At 67.4% G+C, this 17,492-nt stretch carries 17 protein-coding genes; 11 read left to right on the top strand and 6 right to left on the bottom strand.

Features of this window, described 5'->3' with window-relative positions; genetic code table 11:
- Positions 1–1,130 precede the first annotated feature (1,130 nt).
- Complete coding sequence (locus ACFE87_RS04590) at positions 1,131–1,301, bottom strand: YegP family protein (RefSeq protein ID WP_375458440.1); 171 nt, start codon at positions 1,299–1,301, stop codon at positions 1,131–1,133.
- A 310-nt stretch (positions 1,302–1,611) separates the two neighbouring features.
- The gene (locus tag ACFE87_RS04585) at positions 1,612–2,565 is read right to left on the bottom strand and encodes an IS1595 family transposase (RefSeq protein WP_375458439.1); all 954 of its coding nucleotides are present in this window, start codon (positions 2,563–2,565) and stop codon (positions 1,612–1,614) included.
- Between the two features lie 255 nt (positions 2,566–2,820).
- On the opposite strand from ACFE87_RS04585, the gene ACFE87_RS04580 reads away from it, so the two are divergent.
- Positions 2,821–3,573, top strand: a complete 753-nt coding sequence (locus tag ACFE87_RS04580; RefSeq protein WP_375458438.1) for a DUF6456 domain-containing protein — start codon at positions 2,821–2,823, stop codon at positions 3,571–3,573.
- Between the two features lies 1 nt (position 3,574).
- Here the strand turns inward: ACFE87_RS04580 and ACFE87_RS04575 are convergent, their stop codons facing one another.
- Together ACFE87_RS04575 and ACFE87_RS04570 are read right to left on the bottom strand one after the other, a co-directional pair.
- Complete coding sequence (locus ACFE87_RS04575) at positions 3,575–4,006, bottom strand: SufE family protein (RefSeq protein ID WP_375458437.1); 432 nt, start codon at positions 4,004–4,006, stop codon at positions 3,575–3,577.
- 67 nt (positions 4,007–4,073) lie between these two features.
- Positions 4,074–4,337 carry a hypothetical protein gene (locus ACFE87_RS04570; protein WP_375458436.1) on the bottom strand — a complete coding sequence of 88 codons (264 nt, stop codon included), beginning with the start codon at positions 4,335–4,337 and terminating at the stop codon, positions 4,074–4,076.
- 327 nt (positions 4,338–4,664) lie between these two features.
- Here ACFE87_RS04570 and ACFE87_RS04565 point away from each other — a divergent pair, with 327 nt between their 5' ends.
- The 3 genes from ACFE87_RS04565 to ACFE87_RS04555 are packed head-to-tail and all read left to right on the top strand — an operon-like array spanning position 4,665 to position 7,409.
- Positions 4,665–6,395 carry an ATP-binding protein gene (locus ACFE87_RS04565; RefSeq protein ID WP_375458435.1) on the top strand — a complete coding sequence of 577 codons (1,731 nt, stop codon included), beginning with the start codon at positions 4,665–4,667 and terminating at the stop codon, positions 6,393–6,395.
- On the top strand, positions 6,392–7,039 hold the full coding sequence (locus ACFE87_RS04560) for a peptidoglycan-binding domain-containing protein (protein ID WP_375458434.1): 648 nt from the start codon (positions 6,392–6,394) through the stop codon (positions 7,037–7,039). The genes ACFE87_RS04565 and ACFE87_RS04560 overlap by 4 nt, the downstream gene beginning before the upstream one ends.
- Before the next feature lie 19 nt (positions 7,040–7,058).
- Entirely contained in the window at positions 7,059–7,409 is a 351-nt protein-coding gene (locus ACFE87_RS04555; protein ID WP_375458433.1) for a DUF1491 family protein, read from the top strand.
- Here ACFE87_RS04555 and ACFE87_RS04550 read toward each other — a convergent pair.
- Positions 7,321–8,454 (bottom strand): hypothetical protein, encoded by a 1,134-nt coding sequence (locus ACFE87_RS04550; RefSeq protein WP_375458432.1) that lies wholly within the window; start codon positions 8,452–8,454, stop codon positions 7,321–7,323. The two genes, ACFE87_RS04555 and ACFE87_RS04550, sit on opposite strands and share 89 nt — an antisense overlap.
- A 127-nt stretch (positions 8,455–8,581) precedes the next feature.
- On the opposite strand from ACFE87_RS04550, the gene ACFE87_RS04545 reads away from it, so the two are divergent.
- Both ACFE87_RS04545 and ACFE87_RS04540 read left to right on the top strand, forming a co-directional pair.
- Positions 8,582–8,809, top strand: coding sequence for a hypothetical protein (locus tag ACFE87_RS04545; protein ID WP_375458431.1), 228 nt, complete (start codon positions 8,582–8,584; stop codon positions 8,807–8,809).
- 26 nt (positions 8,810–8,835) lie between these two features.
- Complete coding sequence (locus tag ACFE87_RS04540; protein WP_375458430.1) at positions 8,836–9,630, top strand: hypothetical protein; 795 nt, start codon at positions 8,836–8,838, stop codon at positions 9,628–9,630.
- Positions 9,631–9,636: 6 nt separating this feature from the next.
- On the opposite strand, the gene ACFE87_RS04535 is transcribed toward ACFE87_RS04540, so the two are convergent.
- The gene (locus tag ACFE87_RS04535) at positions 9,637–11,661 is read right to left on the bottom strand and encodes a transglycosylase domain-containing protein (RefSeq protein ID WP_375458429.1); all 2,025 of its coding nucleotides are present in this window, start codon (positions 11,659–11,661) and stop codon (positions 9,637–9,639) included.
- Between the two features lie 199 nt (positions 11,662–11,860).
- On the opposite strand from ACFE87_RS04535, the gene ACFE87_RS04530 reads away from it, so the two are divergent.
- The 5 genes from ACFE87_RS04530 (at position 11,861) to ACFE87_RS04510 (ending at position 17,478) form a co-directional block, all read left to right on the top strand.
- Positions 11,861–12,313, top strand: coding sequence for a YcgN family cysteine cluster protein (locus ACFE87_RS04530; protein WP_375458428.1), 453 nt, complete (start codon positions 11,861–11,863; stop codon positions 12,311–12,313).
- Between the two features lie 110 nt (positions 12,314–12,423).
- Positions 12,424–12,930 (top strand): ferritin-like domain-containing protein, encoded by a 507-nt coding sequence (locus ACFE87_RS04525; RefSeq protein ID WP_375458427.1) that lies wholly within the window; start codon positions 12,424–12,426, stop codon positions 12,928–12,930.
- Positions 12,931–13,605: 675 nt separating this feature from the next.
- Positions 13,606–15,039, top strand: coding sequence for an N-acetylmuramoyl-L-alanine amidase family protein (locus tag ACFE87_RS04520; protein WP_375458426.1), 1,434 nt, complete (start codon positions 13,606–13,608; stop codon positions 15,037–15,039).
- A 632-nt stretch (positions 15,040–15,671) separates the two neighbouring features.
- A complete protein-coding gene (locus ACFE87_RS04515) occupies positions 15,672–16,286 on the top strand; it encodes a hypothetical protein (protein ID WP_375458425.1) in 615 nt (204 codons plus the stop codon).
- Positions 16,192–17,478 (top strand): DNA-packaging protein, encoded by a 1,287-nt coding sequence (locus ACFE87_RS04510; RefSeq protein ID WP_375458424.1) that lies wholly within the window; start codon positions 16,192–16,194, stop codon positions 17,476–17,478. The genes ACFE87_RS04515 and ACFE87_RS04510 overlap by 95 nt, the downstream gene beginning before the upstream one ends.
- The last annotated feature ends 14 nt before the right edge of the window (positions 17,479–17,492 follow it).

The raw sequence follows: 17,492 nt of genomic DNA, 5'->3' as shown, positions 1-17,492 counted from the left end.
GGCTTGACAGATCTAGGAATATATACGCAATTACGCACTTGAGTTAGCACGATGGGCGAGGTAGGTAGGCAGGGACAGGCCGGCACGGATGCGCCCGTCTCGCAAGAGACGGAGCGCTGGGTTGCGACTTTGGATCCGATGATCCAGCACGTCATCCTCGCGGAATTCACTGAAATGCTCAGGGAATATACCTGCGGGGAGAGCGAGCTACCTCCTGATTGGGTTGATGACTATCACGTGCTAGCCGAGGCGATGCTCTCTTTCGTCTTGAAAGTGGCGGTTCTTGGCCCCGTTAGATAGCCAGTAAAAAGCATCCTTAAGCGCCAGGAGTTCTGTTGCCGCTATGCGCTGAAGCTCATCTATGGAATACGAAACGTCGATTCTAAAGCCGGCCGTTCGGCGCCAACGTATAAGCTCAGCAAACGTTGATATAGCCTTTAGTTCGGGAGGGGCCTTCTCCCAAATGCGCCTAGCGGCTTTACGGTGATGGCCTTTGTGATTCGTAAGGATGTTGCACGTTATGTGAGTTCCATTGAGCGTAAGGCGACCGTGGATGATGTTGTCGCGAACCTCACGAAGGACAATAATGCTGTCCTTCATCTTCTTGATGTCTGCGGACAGTTTGGCGTCTTGGCCGGCGGCCGCGAACGCAGCCACACACCAAGCGTCTAACTGAGGACGAAACTCAGGCCGACTTGCTTTCTCGCAGTTAGCTATCCCGCACAGGAACGATGCCTGTCCTATTATGAGATTTTCGAAATCGTTCCATTGGAGCACGAGACAGCCTACAAGATAGGCGAACTCGTCATCGGGACCTCGAAATGGTGGACACTCAAAAGAAAGACGCATCCGCAGACCCTACCAAGGCGCCTGAGTTTCAGCGCGTCCTCGGCAACATGCTCCGGACGCCGCCTAAGCCGCAATCTGAGATGAAGGTCGGGAAGCGGGCGCCGCCGAAGCCGAAGAGTGGCAAGGCCGCTACACCGAAGAGCGAGCAAACAATCTGATCATAAGCGGGATTGCGGGGATTAAAGCTTGTGTGTCATACCAAGCGGGTCGAGCCGAACCGACTCGATAAAAAAAGGGCCGGCAAACGGGCCGGCCCTCAGTCCAAATAAGCAGCCTAAAAATCAGCGCTCATGAACGAGCGCTTGACCGGAAGTAGCAACCAAAGCGATGGCATGACGACAGTCAGCCTTGTTATGGTAACCCTCGCCAGCATTGGCGATTTTCCGGTTGTTGGCCGCGTACAGCGTCCAACGCCACTGCTTGTCAACGTCTATATAGATAACATAGTACATGACACACCTTCCTGACCGTAACGGTCATATCAATCGGTACCTGTTCGAGTACCGGTTTCAGGGAGCGGAGTGGGGCTTTGAGGTGACCGCACGATCGCCGGAAGAGGCGAAAGAGCGGATCAAGGCACTGACCTGGGCCCGTTACGAGGGCCAAGTCAGACTCAAGGTTCCAGTTCCTGGCGCAGGGCTGATCCAACGAATCGCCGCGCGCTACCATCAGCTTAGCAGTTCCTTAAAATCCTAGCGAATCCACCTGCGGATAACTTTCGGCTTCGGGCCGGGATGCTTCTCGCGCCAGCGGACGAAGCGGTTAGCTTTGTAGGTGAAGACCGGAGCCGTCAGGCCGTCGATAGGTGAGACGCTTACCTTCGATGCCTTTGAGCGCAGCGGCGGCGCGGTCCGTGTCGTTGAAGCCGAGCGCGGTGCGGTAGTTGTAGCGGAAGTCGAACTCGGCAAGGTAGCGGTGCAGGTGCTTCTCGCCGCAATGCTGGTAGATGCCCTTCATCCCGCGCTTGAACACGGAGAAGTAGCCCTCGATCGTGTTGGTGTGGACCTCGCCGCGCACGTACTCGCCGGACGAATGATGCACGGTCAGGTGCTCGCCGAAGTGGCCTTTGACCTCGCCATAGAGGCGGCTTTCGTCGGTGAAGACGCGGGACTCGCGGGCGATGTTGCCCTTCACGATCTCGGTCACGGACGCCTTCGTGGCGATGCCTGAGTAGAACGAACGAACGGAGCCGCCGCGCTCGACCAGGGAGACGATCGGGCGCTTGCCGCCAAGCCCGCGCTTGCCGCGGATCGTGGTCTTGCCCTTGGTCTTGTCGTCCATGTTGCCGTGATAGGTCTCATCGACCTCGACAATCTTGCCTTCGCCGCCGATCGGGCCGGCGTCGGGCGCGGGAGCCATGGCAGCGCGGATGCGGTGAGCCATGAACCAAGCGGTCTTGTACGTCACGCCGAGCATGCGGTGCAGCTGGTGGGCGCTCATGCCCTTCTTGCTCGACGTAAGCAGGTGAATGGCGAGGAGCCACTTATGAACCGGAACGTGCGAGCGGCCCATGACGGTGCCAACGCGGGCCGTGAACTTGTCGCGGCAATCGTTGCACAGGAACATGCCGGCCTGCGTCTTGCCGGCCATGCGGTGGACCTTGAACGATCCGCAATGAGGGCAGGACACCTCACCGTTCGGCCAACGCGACTCCTCAAGGTGAGCCATCGCAGCGGCTTCGTCGGTGAATACGGGATTGGTGAGGTCGGCAGACATGGGAAGCTCCTATGCCCAGGACCCTACGCCATCACGCCTGCTAACTCAAGTGTATAATTGCCAATATATACTTAGTACATCGTGAGCAGCGGGGCCTGGAGGAAGGCCTCGACGGGAACGAAGAGGCAACATCCCATGAGTCGTCATGTCGCGTCCAGAACGTCGCCCCCGATTTCCCGAACGACGGCCGAGTCGCCGCTCCCGCGCGCGTCGTACCGCCTGCTCACGTCCCTCGCGGAGACCGGCGCCGCCGCGATGTCGGATCCGACGCGCGACGGGGTCGTGATCCTCCAGACCCAACGGGCCGGCATGTCGCTGGGACGCGGCACTCATCGCAAGCCTGTGCTCGAAGACTTGCGCCGTCGCGACCTCGTGAATGTCGACCTGCGCGGGCGGGCCACGATCTCCGAGGCGGGGCGGGCCCATCTCCGCCGCCGGGGAGCGGTCGAGGCGGGCTTCTCGGCCCAGCATCGCGATCTCGTGTCGGCCGTCATCCCGGGAGAGGACGGGCCCGAACGCGTTACGGTGAATGCGGCCGAGAGCCCCCTCGACTGGCTCCGGCGCCGCCGCGACCGGGACGGAGAGCCGCTCATCGACGCGGCCAGTTTTGCGGCGGGCGAACGGCTCCGGCGCGATCTCACAGCGGCCGGGATGATGCCGAGCGTGACGGCGCGCTGGGACGGCGCGGTCGCGAGCGGCGCCGGCGGGGCACGCGATCCCGCGAGCGCGACCGATGCGGTCATCGCCGCCCGGCAGCGTGCCCGCGCCGCCTTCGCCGCGGTCGGATCCGACTTCGCCGACCTGCTGCTCGACCTCTGCGGCTTCCTGAAGGGTCTCGAGGTGATCGAGCGCGATCGGGGCTGGCCCTCGCGCTCCGCCAAGGTCGTCACCCGCCTGGCCCTCCGTCAGCTCGCACGCCATTACGGTCTCGAATCCGAGGCCCGGGGTCCCGCCCAGGCCTCGCGCCTTCGGACCTGGATCGCCCCGGAGGTGGAGGAGGCCGCCTGACCTAGGCCGGGGCGGCCGCGACCCGGCTCGCCTCGGCCTTGATCCGGTCGACCATGGAGCGAAGACCGTTCGAGCGTTTGCTTGTGATGTGCTGGCCGAGGCCGAGGTCGCGAAACATCTGGAGCGCATCGATCTCGACGACGCGACGGACGGGTTGTCCGGCGTAGAGGGCCACCAGAAAGGCCACGAGCCCCTTCGTGATATGCGCGTCGCTGTCGGCGCCGATCTCGAGGACGGCCTCGTCGCCCCTTCCGCGGACCTGCATATCGAGCCACACCTTGCTCTGGCAGCCGGGCACGAGCTTGTCGTCCGTATGCGCCTCAGCCGGCAGGGCCGGCATCTGGCGCCCGAGCTCCATCAGATACTCGAACTGCTCGTGCGCATCGTCGAGGAGTTCGAAATTGGACAGGATCTCGTCCGCGGGAGGCAGCATCTTGGGCTCATCGCTCGTCTTCGAGAGCGATATAGGCGCGGCGCCCCCTCGGCGCGAGCCGGCCGGCTCAGCGCCGCGACGACGAGGTCTCGGGTCTCGCCCCGACGGTCCCGGCCGCCGTCGCGCTCGGCGCGGCATCCGCGATCGTGCGGCGCAGCACCGCGTCCGCCATGGCCGGCCCGGCCCCGCTTGCCGCGACGGCACCGGCGAGGTGAGCCGAGGCATCCTTCGTGGCCGCCGCTAAGCTCTCGGCCAAGCCGAGGCCGGGCCGTTGGGGAGAGTAGGAATAGATCGAGGCGATCACTGCCGTCGCCAGAACGATACGCAACATGGATGGACCTTGACCGAGCAGGAGATCTTCTGTGCCGAATAATCATTGAAATTCTGAGTACTTGCCACCTGACTTCAGGATTAACGGCGGGTTAAATGCCAAGAAGCGCCGGAATGGCGTGATCTTGCCCGATCTCATAATAAATTATGAAGTCCCAGGCGGATCAAGTCTGCGTTCCCCTTTAGCTTTGATTTAAGTCCGCTCTGTCACGGTCCGTTTGTGCAGGCGAGGGGCGCACGGCCAACGTGTGGACAGGGTTTGCGTAACTTAACAGCCTTCGTTTCCGACGAGAGCGTCGCGCTTCGCGCCTCCCGTACGGAACGGGAGATGGTCGGCAGCCTGGCAGCTTTCGTGTCCGCTCGGAGCGCCTCGGGCATTGTCGGGCTCGCCTCCGTTGCAGCCTGTCTCGCCGTCTCAGTCGCGACCGGCTGGACCGCGCCGCTGCTCGTCGTCGCGGCTGCGGCGCCCTGCCTTTCGGCGGCGGTCGCATCCCGCATGGGCCGGTCGGCGCCCGCCTATTTCATCTCGGGCACAGGCTTCGGAATCTTGGCCGCCGCGAGCGCCGGCTCCTCCCCCCTCGGCCTGTTGCCGCTTTTGCTCGTCCTCCTCGCTGCCGAGCCGGCCGACGCCTTGCTGTCCAACCACCGCCGCGGCTTCCTCGCTGCCTCGGTCGGCTCGATGCTGGCCTTCGCGGCCGTCATCTCGGCTGCGCTGCCGACCGACGCAGCCGCGTCCTGGGCGGCTCCGATCCTAATCCTGCAGGTCGCGGTACAGGCGGCCGTCTCGGCCAAGCTGCGGTCGCAGGGGGCGACGGTTCGGCGTCCGGAAAGGTCGTCGCCGATCGAGGATACCGTGCCGATCGCGGCCATCGGCGATCTCGTGACTTGGCATGACGCATTCGGCGACGTCCTGCGGGCGAGCGCAGCCTCGGGTCGCCTCCTCGGCGCGGCACCCCGCGCGCTCGCCGGAGGCGGTCTCTTGGCCCGCGTTCACGTCTCCGACCGTCCCATCTACCTGAAGTCCCTGAGCGACGCCGCGAATGGCGTCGAGCCGGTCAGGGTCGAATTCCGTGTTCACCGCGACCGGTCGGACGAGCCCGATCAGGGCCATGCGTCGCGCACCTCCGGCGCCGTTGTCTGGGTCGAGATGCGGGCGCATCCGCTGCGAAGGCCGGGGCATGACCAGGCGGGTGCGGCCGTGCTCGCCGTGACCCGCGACGTGTCGGACCAGCGCCGTCACGCCGAGGAGCTCGAGACTGCAAGGCTCGAAGCCGAGCGGGCGAACGAGATAAAGGGGCGTTTCCTCGCAACCGTCAGCCACGAACTCCGTACGCCCCTGAATGCGATCATCGGCTTTTCCGAGCTGCTCTCGGCCGACCATCCGTTCCTCCTCACCGAGGAGCGCCGGAAGGAATACGCCCACATCATCCGGGGATCCGGCCACCATCTCCTCGAGATCGTGAACACGCTTCTCGATATGTCGAAGATCGAGACCGGAAACTTCAACTTCGAACCCGAACCCTTCGGGCTTCGAGAACTCGCAGCGAGCACCTGCGACCTGATCCAGCTCAAGGCCGATGAGGCTGGTGTCAGGATCGAGCGCCGCCTCGATTCCGGCCTGCCCGAGATCGTCGCCGACCGGCGTGCCTGCCGGCAGATCCTGATCAACCTGATCTCGAACGCCGTGAAGTTCACGCCTCGGGGCGGCCTCGTAACCGTGTCGCTCGGGATGGCCGACGAGGAGGTCGTGATCGGGGTCGCCGACACCGGCATCGGGATTCCCGAGACGGACCTGCCGCGGCTGGGCGATCCCTTCTTCCAGTCGGGCGACGTTCACCGCCGCTCGCATGAGGGGACCGGGCTCGGCCTGTCCGTCGTGCGTGGGCTCGTCGGCCTCCATCGTGGCCGCATGTCGATCGAGAGCGGGTCGGGCGCCGGGACCACGGTCACGGTGAGCCTGCCTCTGGAGGCCGGCGACGATGTCCTGCCTGCAAAGCCGGCCGTCGTTCACACCTTGACGCGCCTGCCGGTGCGTCAGCCCGAAAGGATGAGCGCGTGAACCCGCGTAGCGCCACGATGTCCCGCGCCCCTGCACGGGGCGCGCCCGCGGGATCTGCGGTGGCGAATGTCGGCCGGCGCGCCGGCATGGCCGTGTTGCGCCTCGCTGCCCGCAATCCGGGCAAGATCCTCGGCTTCGTGGCGGTCTTCGGCGGGGCCGGCGTGTTCGGCTGGAACGTGCTGATGACCCAGACGGCGCGCCACCCGGCGCCCCTGTTCGGCCCCGCGAAGCCCGCCGTCGCCCCACCGGTCGAACCGCCCCGGAGGCCGGAGGCCGCGACCATGCCGCCCCTGCCGGCGCCGCGTCCGGATCCCGCCGCCCTGCCGGGGCGGCCGGCGGCGGAACCGGTCAGCCGGACGGGATCGACCTCCGACCCGATCGGCGCCTTGATCAAGTCGTCGGACCCGCAATCCCCGCGCGCCTCCGCGGAGACGAAACCCGCTCCCTTGCCCCGAGTGGCGTCGGCCCAGAAGGCCTTGGCCAAGCTCGGCTACGGCCCGATCGGCGCGGACGGCCTGATAGGGTCGGCGACGCGCCAGGCGCTGGAGCGTTTCGAGCGGGACCGGAGCCTGCCCGTCACTGGCGCACTCGGCCCCCGTACCGCAAAGCTCCTGGCCTCGGCGTCCGGCATCCCGGTCGAGTGACCGGCGGGGATCGGGGGAGATGGCGCGGCTGCGCTCGGATTTCTGGGTGGCGGCCCATCTCCGGCGCTGCGGCGTCGAGGGGATCGAGGCCGTCTTGCGCCGGCGCGGCGCGGCCGAGGCCGGCGCAATCTACGTGACAGTGGACCATCTCGACGGTCTGGTGGATCTCTACGGTCCCGCGCCGCAATCGGAGCTGACGGGCGACGAGACTGACCGGCTGTTCGCACCGCTCCTTTCAGGGGCGGCCCCGCCCGACATCGAGGTCCGGATGGTCCGGGAGCTCAGATACGATCCAGACCTCTGGTGGATTTCGATCGATGACCGGCTGGGACGCTCGGCCCTGACGCTCGTGCGGGCCGAACCGCGCTGAGCGCGGGGTTTGCGGCATCGAGACGACCGGCCGCGGCCTTGCCCCGGCGGCCCCGGTCGAGCTCCCGTGTATCCGACCGACGCGTCTCGACGGGCGCCTGCCTCTGCGGTACGTCCGACCCGACCAGATAGGCCGCGGCGTCCAGGCTCGTCGACCGCGCGACTGCGGCGAGTTCGAAGATCACGTCGACGGATTTCGCTTCCCGCCAGTCGAGACCGAGGAGAACCCGGACGCAATCGTCCGGCGCGAGATCGAGCGCCCGGAGAGCCAGGACGAGCGTCTCGCGACTGGCCTCGTGATTCGCGTCGAGCCGCCAGCCCGGGCCGAGCCGCAGCTCGGCTGCGAGGAACGAGACGAGCCTGGTCGGACGCTGGCCGGCGGCGAGAGCCAGGATGCGCTCGCCCGCCCCAGTGCCGGGGCGCGGCCGCGACGGCGCCGTGCGGGCCAGATGGCCCTCGACCTCGCCTCTGATCGCCGCTCGGACGTCCGTGGGGGCGAAGCCGTAGAGGGCTGCCCGGTCGGCGACGCTGAGATCCGAGCGCGCGAGAAGCCGCAAGGCCAGGCTTTCGCGGAAGCGGGCCCGGTCCACAAGCGATGCCAGGGCATGGCCGCCGAGGCGGACGGCCCGGTTCGCGGCCAGCGCCAGATCGACCTCGTCCCGCGCGAGGGATACGAAGTCGTCCACCTCGGAGGGCGAGAGGTCCGCGAGGGTGGCTCGCGCCGCGGAACTGTGCCGGTCCGCAGTCGCAGGTGCGGGCGGCGGCATATCGGGGGCGAGCCGCGAGCGGAGAGCCCCGAGGACGGCTTCGGGCGCGTCGTCCACATTGCCGAGCAAGGCAGCCGTCTCCGAGAGAACATCGTCGGTGACGAGCGGGATCAGGCCGAGCGCGATTTCCTCGTAGTCGCGAGCCGCCGCCGGGCAGCGATTTTGCGCCGAGACGAAGGTCTGCGTCTGGATTCGCAGCAGCAGCGGTCGCAAATCCGCCTTCGGACTCTGCGCCAGCCGCGCGAGATGGGACAAATCGGGGACGGGATCGCTCCGCATGGTCGAGCTCGAAGAAGCCCGGTCGTTATCGGACGATCAAGCTTACCGAACACATAACGCGGAGCGCCGAAGCCAGAAGAAGCGCGGCGGGAACGAAGTCTTAACCATAACCGGGTGGATTTCCGTCATGGCGGCGGAGAGGATGATGTCGAAGGAACGAAGGCAGGGTGAGGTCGTACCCTTCCCGGTGTCCAACCCCCAGGGACCGCGTCGGCAGGACGACGGCCCGGACGAACGGGGCGTCCTCCTCCTGTTCACCGGCGTCCGGTACGAGCGCGCCGCGCCCGATGCCCCCGTGCCGCCGTCGCCCGGAGACCGGACCCGCCCGACCCGTCGGCGTCGGGTCGGGCGCTGACGCGCATCCGCGGTCAGGACCGTCGCGTGCAGCGCCTCTCCGCGACGCCCCTTATCCTGATCCTCGCCTCGACCCTCGCGGGCTGCGTCGAGCGGGGCGATTTCGGCCGCGTGAAGACCTCCGCGTGGAACAGCATGGTCGGGCAGACGGGATCTCTCGCGGCCGCCGCCCGAGGCGAGCCCGTCTCCGGCAACCCCTTCACCGACGACGAGACGGAGTTGCGCGACCGCGCCTGGCGCTTCCTCGTTCCGGGACGGGACCGGCCCTGGTTCGACCGCATCCTGGCCGAGCTCGTTGCGACCCGGATCGTCCCGCCCGACCTGATCGGGCCCGACCGCCAAGCCTATCATCGTGGCCTGCTGGAGGATCAGGGCCGCTCGCCCGTGTCCCTGTACCGCCGGCTGTCCGAGGATGCGGCGGCCGATCTCCGGCTCGTCGAGCCCTTCGCCCGTGTCGCCGCCGAGGTCCTGGCCGCGGACCGTATCCGTCTCCGCGCGCTCGGCCGGGCAGCCGAGGTGAGCCCCGACGATGTCGGCGACGCCCGGGCGCGCGTGGCCGAGAACCGCTGCCTCATCGCCTGGGTGACCGCGGCGAGCGCCTTTCGGGTCGCCGCCTACGCCTACGCGCTCGACCACTTGGTGATCGAGGCGCCGCAGCGCGATGCCGGGCCGACGGAGCGCGTCATCGCGGCGCTCCGCGTCGAGCGGATCCGTCTCGAGCGGCTCGGCGTGCGGCCGCTCGCCGCCGCGTCCTGCGCCGGAGAGGTCGAGACGATCGTCCGCCCGATGCGCAACGATGCTCCTCTCGTCCGCAAGGGCTGACGCGCCTCAGCGCAGGCCGGTCCGCCCGGACCCCGAGACCACGTCGAAGCCGCGTCTGCCCTGAACCGGGCTGAAACCTGAAGCCGCGGCGGCGGGCTCGATGAACCCTCGCTCCCGCTGGGCGGCGGTGCGGGGGCCCGCGCTGTCGAGCCCTGGCAAGGGCAGCGGGGCAAGTCCGCGATGGGCCGGCGCCATGACGTCGTGCCAGAGCGCGGCGGGCAGGGCTCCGCCGGTCAATTGGCGGGTTGGGCGGTCGTCGTCGTTGCCGAACCAGACGCCCCCGACGAGATGGCCCGTGAAGCCGACATACCAGGCGTCCCGATAGGCGCTCGTGGTCCCGGTCTTGCCGCCGGAGGGATGGCCCGGGATCGCCGCGCGCCGCGCCGTTCCCTCGTCCACCACCTTGCGCAGCATGCTGTTCATGTCGGCCACGATGTCGAGCGCGATCGCGCGGCCCGGTCGCGGCATGTCGCGGTCGCGGCGAAACAGCAGGGTGCCGCGGGCATTGGCGACGCCGACCACGGCGTGCGGTTCGACCCTGACGCCGCCGCTCGCGAAGACCGCGTAGGCGGCCGTCATGTCGAGGAGCTTTACCTCGGAGGCGCCGAGCGGCAGCGAGGGCGTGTCCTGAAGCTTCGTCGTGAGGCCGAGCCGCTGGGCCACGTCGATGATGCGGCCGCGGCCGAACCGGGCCTGCCGCGCTGTCGTGGTCTCGCCGGCCGCCCGGCCGATCTCGACCGAGAGCCTGACCGCGACCGTGTTGATCGACCGCGCCAGCGCGGAGGAGAGCGGCATGGCGCCCGCGAAGCTTCGCCCGTAATTCGCCGGGCACCACGAGCCGAGACAGATCTCCGCATCCTGAACGAGCGAATTCGGCCGCAGCGAGGTGTAGGCGAGGGCGGCCGCATAGACGAAGGGCTTGAAGGCGGAACCGGGTTGCCGGAGCGCGTCCGTCGCGCGGTTGAACTGGCTGTCGCCGTAGTCGCGCCCGCCGACCATCGCCCGCACCGCCCCGTCCGGGTCCATCACCACCATGGCGGCCTGCCGCACGGCGAAGCGCTGGCCGTCCCGGGCGAGCGCCGCCCGGAGGCTCGTCTCGGCCTGGCGCTGGATGGCTCCGTCGAGCGGCGTCTCGACGACGAGCACCGTCTCGGCGCCGAACCGGCCCGCTCCGGCAAGGCGCTGCACTTCCCGGAAGGCCCAGTCGAGATAATGGTCCGGGTGGAGCGCCTCGTCGCGCGCGACCGCGACGGCGGGCGCCTCCTTGGCCGCATCGCGCTCCCGCCGGCCGATCGCGCCCGTGTCGTACATGCGGTCGAGCACGTCGCCGGCACGGGCCTGGGCCGCGGCCGGCGAGGCATGGGGCGCGTATCGCGACGGCGCCTTGAAGAGGCCGGCCAGGGTGGCGGCCTCGGCCAGGGTCACGTCGCGGGCGGACTTCTCGAAATAGAAGCGCGAGGCGGCCTCGACGCCGAAGGTTCCGGCGCCGAGATAGGCCCGGTCGAGATAGAGTTTCAGGATCTCGGCCTTGCCGAGCCGGAATTCGAGCCAGACCGCCAGGAAGGCCTCGCTGATCTTGCGCTCCAGCGTCCGCTCGCCCGACAGGAACAGGTTCTTGGCGAGCTGCTGGGTGATGGTTGAGCCGCCCTGGACGATGCCGTCCGCCTGCGCATTCGCGACGAGGGCCCGGACCAGGCCGACAGGGTCGATGCCGTGATGGTCGTGGAAGCGCCGGTCCTCGGTCGCCAGCACGGCCGCGACGAGATGCGGCGGCAGGTCGTCCAGCGCGAGCCGGTCGTCGTGCCGGATGCCGCGGCGGCCGATCTCGCGCCCATGGCGGTCGAGGAAGGTCGCCGAGAGATCGAGCCGCTTCAGCCAATCGGGCCCGGTCTCCCGGAAGGCGGGCTGGGCGAGGGTGAGGAGAAGGAGGGCGCCGACCGTCGCCAGCGTGACGGCCTCGTCGAGGCCCGCCAGCAGGAGGCGGAGCGCGCGGCCCAAGGCGAGCCCGGCCGCGTGCAGAGCGGAGCCCAACCATCCGCCGACGCGTCTCGTGATCCCGACCACCCCCGGCCTTCCTCGCCGGGAGGTGCGCTGCCTCGACACGCGGCCGGGACACGCGTCCCGTGCGGGTTCGTGCTACAGGGCGGAGCGGCGCAAAGCGCGTTCCCGACAAGACCGTCCCGGGCCGACCCAGACGGACGGGACCATGCGCCGAAACGGATCATTCACCATGTCGCAGCCGGTCGGACCGGAACAGCCATTCTGGCGCACGAAGACCCTGGAGGAGATGAGCCCCTCCGAATGGGAGAGCCTGTGCGACGGCTGCGGGCGCTGCTGCCTGATCAAGCTCGAGGACGACGAGACCGGGACCATCCACTACACGGATGTCGGCTGCATCCTCCTCGACGGCGGGACCTGCCGCTGCCGCGACTATGAGCGCCGGCAGGAGCGGGTCTCCGATTGCGTGCGCCTGACCCCCGAAAGCGTGCGGGCGATCCGCTGGCTCCCCCGCACCTGCGGCTATCGCCTCGTCAAGGAGGGCCGCGACCTCGCGCGGTGGCACCCGCTGGTCTCGGGCGATCCGGACAGCGTTCACCGGGCCGGGATCTCGGTCCAGGGCGAGGTCGCCGGGACCGAGGAGGATTTCACCGTCGACGAACTGCTCGACCGCATCGTGGATTGAGCGCGCGCGGGCGACCCCCGCCGGAACTCCCGCCGCCCTAGTCCGTTCTGCTCACGGGACGTGGCCGCCCGGCGGCCGCCAGTCTTTCCTCGAGAATCAGGAGCGGGCCCATGGGGTTCTTTTCGTCACCGATCAAGACGATGGATGATCTGTATCTGCATACGCTGCAGGACATCTACTACGCCGAACATCAGATCACGAAGGCTCTGCCTCTGATGGTCGACAAGGCGGGCAATTCCGCGCTGAAACAGGCGTTCAAGAAGCATCTCGGCGAGACCGAGAAGCAGATCACCCGCCTCGACGAGGTGTTCAAGATCCTCGGCAAGGAGCCCAAGGGTGCGACCTGCCCGGCGATCGACGGCATCATCAAGGAAGCCAACGAGCTGATGTCGGATTGCGACGACACCGAGGTGCGCGATGCCGCCATGCTGGCCGCCGCCCAGGCGGTCGAGCATTACGAGATCACCCGCTACGGCACCCTGATCGCGTGGTCGAACCAGGCCGGCAAGGCGAACATCGCCAAGATCCTCGAGCAGACGCTCGAGGAGGAAAAGGCGACCGACCAGAAGCTGACCCAGCTCGGCGAGACGAACGTCAACAAGAAAGCCGCCGCCTAACCGCGCCCGGCGACTGCGCCCTCAGGGGCGACGCGGACGGCGGCCGAAAGGCCGCCGTTTTCGTGCGAGAAAGCAAGCCGCGCCGGGGTTGGTACGCTAGGGAGCGTATTGACGGGGCATTTCCTACGTGCTGCTGCCCTTCTCGGCACCTATGGAGGCTTGAGCGGCGCGCAGGGAATCTTCCGGCTTTTGGCCCAGGACGGGATCGCCCCCACCCGAGAACGTCCAGCGTGGTCTCGCCCGTCTCGGTTCCGCTGGCCAACAAGGTAATCCGGGCTGGGCAACCCGTTGTAATGTGGTGGTGTGTCGAGGCCGTCCCCGCTCGGGCGCGCCGCCGACCGCGGTGGTGGAGAGGGTCGGTCCTTGGCCTGAACGGAACGCCGCCCTCCTAACGCGACGTGCGCCGACGGCCACTGCCGGGACCAGGCTACCATCGGGGTCAGACAAGGGGCGGCACTTCTTCGACAGTGCCGCGCTACATGAGCGGGCGCCCACGTTGCTCACCCGTTGTCCTATAGGGAGCGGCGCGGCCGTTTGCCAATTTTGCGCTTTGCGCGGCCGGGTCGGGATGCGTCCTCCCTCCAAGTAGTAACGGCCACCCCAAATCAGTGCTGAGAGTCCTCTTGCTTGAGCGTGGCGAACGGCTACCATCCCAAAGTAGAACGGGAGGGTGTCGTGAGCGAAACTATCGAAACAACAACAGTTCCAATTTTGGTAGAGTTGATTGCGCAAGGACGACCGAATAGACCAGGCAAAAATATTAATCCAAAATACATTACTGTACACAATACGTCGAACGTAAGTAAAGGGGCTGGAGCAAAGGCGCATTCGAAGTTTGTACGTGAGACGGGGTACTACGTGTTACCCAACGGGCAGAAACAATGGGTGTCATGGCATCTCACCGTCGACGACACATACGTTATCAAGCATTTGCCTTTCAACGAGATCGCTTGGCACGCGGGCCCGGGAAACGCGGCGAGCATCGGCATTGAGATTTGCATGAACTCCGACGGCGACCAGGCGGTAGCCAACAAGAAGGCGGCCGCGCTGATCGCGCAATTACTCAAGGAGCTGAAACTTGAGATCGGTGCCGTTAGAACTCATCAATCCTGGACCGGCAAGTACTGTCCAACTTTGCTGATCGGCCAGTGGGCCGCATTTCTTGCTATGATTAAGGCCGCCCGGGACGCTATCGATCCAAAGTTGGACGATTTCATCATTTCTCAGGACGAGCGCAATGAGATGAAGGATCTTGAGCCGTCCGACGAAGACCTTCGCCCCGAGATCGATCACGATGAGGTGGCGCGCGTCGTGTCGTCGGAGCTCCGAACTCAGTCCGCGGAGCTTGGGGCCTACTCGACGGCCCTCGAGACTTTTAACGCCCTGATCAACAAGGCAGCAGGGGTCCACGAGCATGCCAGGCCGAGGCTGTTTCCGAAGGGCATCGACTATATCGAATTCAGCCTCAAAGCTCCGACCGAGCTCAAGTTCATCATCGCAGGCCCGAAGAGCAGACCCTCCACTTCTTCATCGCCGGAGGTCCCGCACCAGGCTCACGAGGATCACCTATCGGGCGAGGCGGATGGGGATGACAGCCCATCAGGCTATCTCGATCCGGAAGGAGACACCGTTCCGGAGGAGAACTGGTTCGACGCTCTGAGCGCGCCGCCGGTCAACGCGCAGCTTGTCATGCCCAAGACGGGCTTGTGGACTTACGGAAGCGCCTCGAAGCGATGGGGGATACAGCGAACCATCCAGGCCCTGACGGCCGTCGGTCAGTCCTTCGCGACCAAGCACCCCGGCGTCTCGATCGGGATCGGCGACGTCAGCAAGCAAGGAGGAGGTCATATTCCCGGCCACAAGTCTCACCGGCTCGGCGTCGATGTCGACGTCCTCCCGCTGCGATCGGACCACGCGAAGCAGGGTGTAACATGGAAGGACGCCGCCTATTCCCGCGTGCTCACGCAAGACCTCGTCCACCATTTCCTAACTAACAGCGTCTTTCCCGTTCGGCTGATCTTCTTCAATGACTCGAAGGTGAAGGGCGTTCAGCCCTGGCCAAACCACGACAATCACCTTCACGTCCGTTTCAACCTCGACGTCGTGTGACTAGCTACCGACCGCGTTGCGTCGTCACAGCACTTCTGGCGGTGCTGTGACGATCCACTGTCCGGTCGAGGTGGTGCTGATCGAGGGATCGTACCACAGACCGCTGCCTTCCTGTATTACTACGCCCGTGGTTCTGTTCTTGCACCGGCGTTCTGGTCATCGTCCAGCCCTCCACGGAAGAATAGCCCACGCGCTGCTCGGAAGGCCTGCCCCCACCGCGACGGCCCGCGTAGCTCCATAGCCGCCAAGGCGCGCGCTCCCGCCACCCAACTCTCTCGACTATCGTGCCAATGCGGTGTGTCCGCAATGGGTCGGAATCGGTCAGGAAGCGATGTCTGCTCTCCGCGCTGACTTTCGACAGCGGTCCCTTCCGCTTCCGGCCAGCCTCTGACTTTCACGACCAGGATGTCACGGCAACGGGGAGACGCCCCGGTCCCGGTCCCCCCGCGGCCTCGTACGCCGACACTGTAAGCCCCTCGATCACCTTCGCAGCCCCTAATGTGAAAATAGTCCTTGACACCGGTGCGCTCCTGGGCTACTCAACGGGAACGCTGACGAAGTGTGTCGAGGCGAGGCGCCGCTGCCCGGTGGGGCGGGACGCCGAGGGCCTCCACCCCAACAACGGCCCGACCTTGCAGACATCTCGACCCCTGCTGAGCCCGCACGAGCGGGCCCTGCTCGACAGCTACCGGGCGGGCGATCTCACCGTCGCCGAGATCCTCGTCCAGCATGATGCGACGCGCGAGGAACTCTACCGCACCCTCGGCAAGGCGAGGGAGCCATTCCGCCGGCCCGCCTCCGCCCGGCCCGGCCGGAACCTTCTTCGCCGGCGGCCGGTCGCCTTTCCGGAGGAACAGGACGGTGCGGTCTCGCGGCTGGAGCGGCGGCTCGCCCGCCTCCTGTCGGAGCGCATCGCCGAGCTCGAGGACCGTGCCTCGCCCGGGCGCAGCGCCGATCCGGAGGCGACCGCCAAGGCCCTCGCGCTCAGCGTCAGCACCTTCGCGACCCTCCGGCGGGCCGGGATCGGCCAGGACAAGCAGGACATCGATGCCGCTGCCGACGACAGGCCCCTGCGCAGCCTCGCCGAGCTGCGGGACGAGCTTTACGGCCACCTCCAGCGCATTTCCGACGAGGAGCGAGCGCGACGCGGCGATGGATGCGCTCCGGCTTCGGAGGAGCGAGCTGGAGGACCTGCTGCGCCATTGGTCGATCTATTGTCGGGAGAAGCAGCGTCCTCCGGCGATTGAGCCGGGCGGCCCCGACTGGACGATCTGGATGATCCTCGGCGGGCGCGGCTCGGGCAAGACGAGAACCGGGGCCGAATGGATCCGGGGCGCGGCTCTCGGCCATCCCGGCTTCTGCGAACCGCGCGCCGGCCGCATCGCGCTGGTCGGCGAGACCTACGCGGCGGTGCGCGACGTCATGGTGGACGGCCCTTCGGGCCTGCTCGCCGTGCATGGCGGCAGGTCCGACCGGCCGATCTGGGCGCCCAGCCTGCGCCGGCTCTCGTGGCCGAACGGGGCGGTCGCGCATGCCTTCTCGTCCGAGGACCCCGATGCGCTGCGCGGGCCGCAATTCGGCGCGGCCTGGGCGGACGAACTGGCGAAGTGGCGCCATCCCGAGGAGACGTGGGACATGCTGCAATTCGCCTTGCGGCTGGGGGCGAGGCCGCGCGAGGTGGTGACGACCACCCCGAAGCCGATCCGCCTCCTGAAGCGCCTCCTCGCCGAGCCGCGCGTGGTCGTCAGCCGGACGCGGACAGGGGAGAATGCCGAGCACCTGGCGCCGGCCTTTCTCGACACGGTGGTCGGGCAATATGCCCACACGCGGCTCGGCCGCCAGGAGCTCGACGGCGAGCTCGTCGAGGAGCGGGCCGACGCATTGTGGACGCGGGACATGATCGAGGCCGCCCGGGTCGCGGCGGCGCCCGATCTCGCCCGCGTCGTGGTCGCCGTCGACCCGCCGGTCTCGTCCGGGGCCCGGGCCGATGCCTGCGGCATCGTCGTGGCCGGGATCGACGCGATGGCGACGGGCTTCGTCCTGGCCGATGCCACCCTGCAGGGCGCGAAGCCCGGCGAATGGGCCGCGAAGGCGGTGGCGACCTGGCGGCGCTGGTCGGCCGACGCCCTGATCGTCGAGGCGAACCAGGGCGGCGAGATGGTCCAGGCCGTGCTGCACGAGGTCGATCCCGGCGTGCCGGTGACCTCGGTCCGGGCGAGCCGCGGCAAGTATCTCCGGGCCGAGCCCGTCGCGCTCCTCTACGAGCAGGGGAGGGTGCGCCATGTCGGCGCCTTCCCGGCGCTCGAGGACGAGATGGCGGATTTCGGCCTGGGCGGGCTCTCCAACGGCCGCTCGCCCGACCGGCTCGACGCCCTCGTCTGGGCGATCACCGACCTGATGCTGCGCGCGCCGGGCGAGCCCCGGATCAGGGCGCTCTGAGGGCGGGGTACGCC

Origin of the sequence: uncultured Enterovirga sp., from assembly GCF_964242715.1 — a bacterium.
In the GTDB taxonomy this organism is placed as follows: Bacteria; Pseudomonadota; Alphaproteobacteria; order Rhizobiales; family Beijerinckiaceae; genus Enterovirga.
Note: the sequence above shows the minus strand (reverse complement) of the source record. Positions and strands in the feature narration are given on the sequence as shown.

What these genes read in the sequence shown, in the direction of transcription:
- ACFE87_RS04545 (WP_375458431.1), top strand. Translation starts at nt 8,582, where the DNA reads ATGGCGGCGGAGAGGATGATGTCGAAGGAACGAAGGCAGGGTGAGGTC.
- ACFE87_RS04555 (WP_375458433.1), top strand. Translation starts at nt 7,059, where the DNA reads ATGGCGCGGCTGCGCTCGGATTTCTGGGTGGCGGCCCATCTCCGGCGC.
- ACFE87_RS04570 (WP_375458436.1), bottom strand. Translation starts at nt 4,337, where the DNA reads ATGTTGCGTATCGTTCTGGCGACGGCAGTGATCGCCTCGATCTATTCC.
- ACFE87_RS04550 (WP_375458432.1), bottom strand. Translation starts at nt 8,454, where the DNA reads ATGCGGAGCGATCCCGTCCCCGATTTGTCCCATCTCGCGCGGCTGGCG.
- ACFE87_RS04575 (WP_375458437.1), bottom strand. Translation starts at nt 4,006, where the DNA reads ATGCTGCCTCCCGCGGACGAGATCCTGTCCAATTTCGAACTCCTCGAC.
- ACFE87_RS04585 (WP_375458439.1), bottom strand. Translation starts at nt 2,565, where the DNA reads ATGTCTGCCGACCTCACCAATCCCGTATTCACCGACGAAGCCGCTGCG.
- ACFE87_RS04525 (WP_375458427.1), top strand. Translation starts at nt 12,424, where the DNA reads ATGGGGTTCTTTTCGTCACCGATCAAGACGATGGATGATCTGTATCTG.
- ACFE87_RS04565 (WP_375458435.1), top strand. Translation starts at nt 4,665, where the DNA reads ATGGTCGGCAGCCTGGCAGCTTTCGTGTCCGCTCGGAGCGCCTCGGGC.
- ACFE87_RS04530 (WP_375458428.1), top strand. Translation starts at nt 11,861, where the DNA reads ATGTCGCAGCCGGTCGGACCGGAACAGCCATTCTGGCGCACGAAGACC.
- ACFE87_RS04510 (WP_375458424.1), top strand. Translation starts at nt 16,192, where the DNA reads ATGGATGCGCTCCGGCTTCGGAGGAGCGAGCTGGAGGACCTGCTGCGC.
- ACFE87_RS04590 (WP_375458440.1), bottom strand. Translation starts at nt 1,301, where the DNA reads ATGTACTATGTTATCTATATAGACGTTGACAAGCAGTGGCGTTGGACG.
- ACFE87_RS04580 (WP_375458438.1), top strand. Translation starts at nt 2,821, where the DNA reads ATGTCGGATCCGACGCGCGACGGGGTCGTGATCCTCCAGACCCAACGG.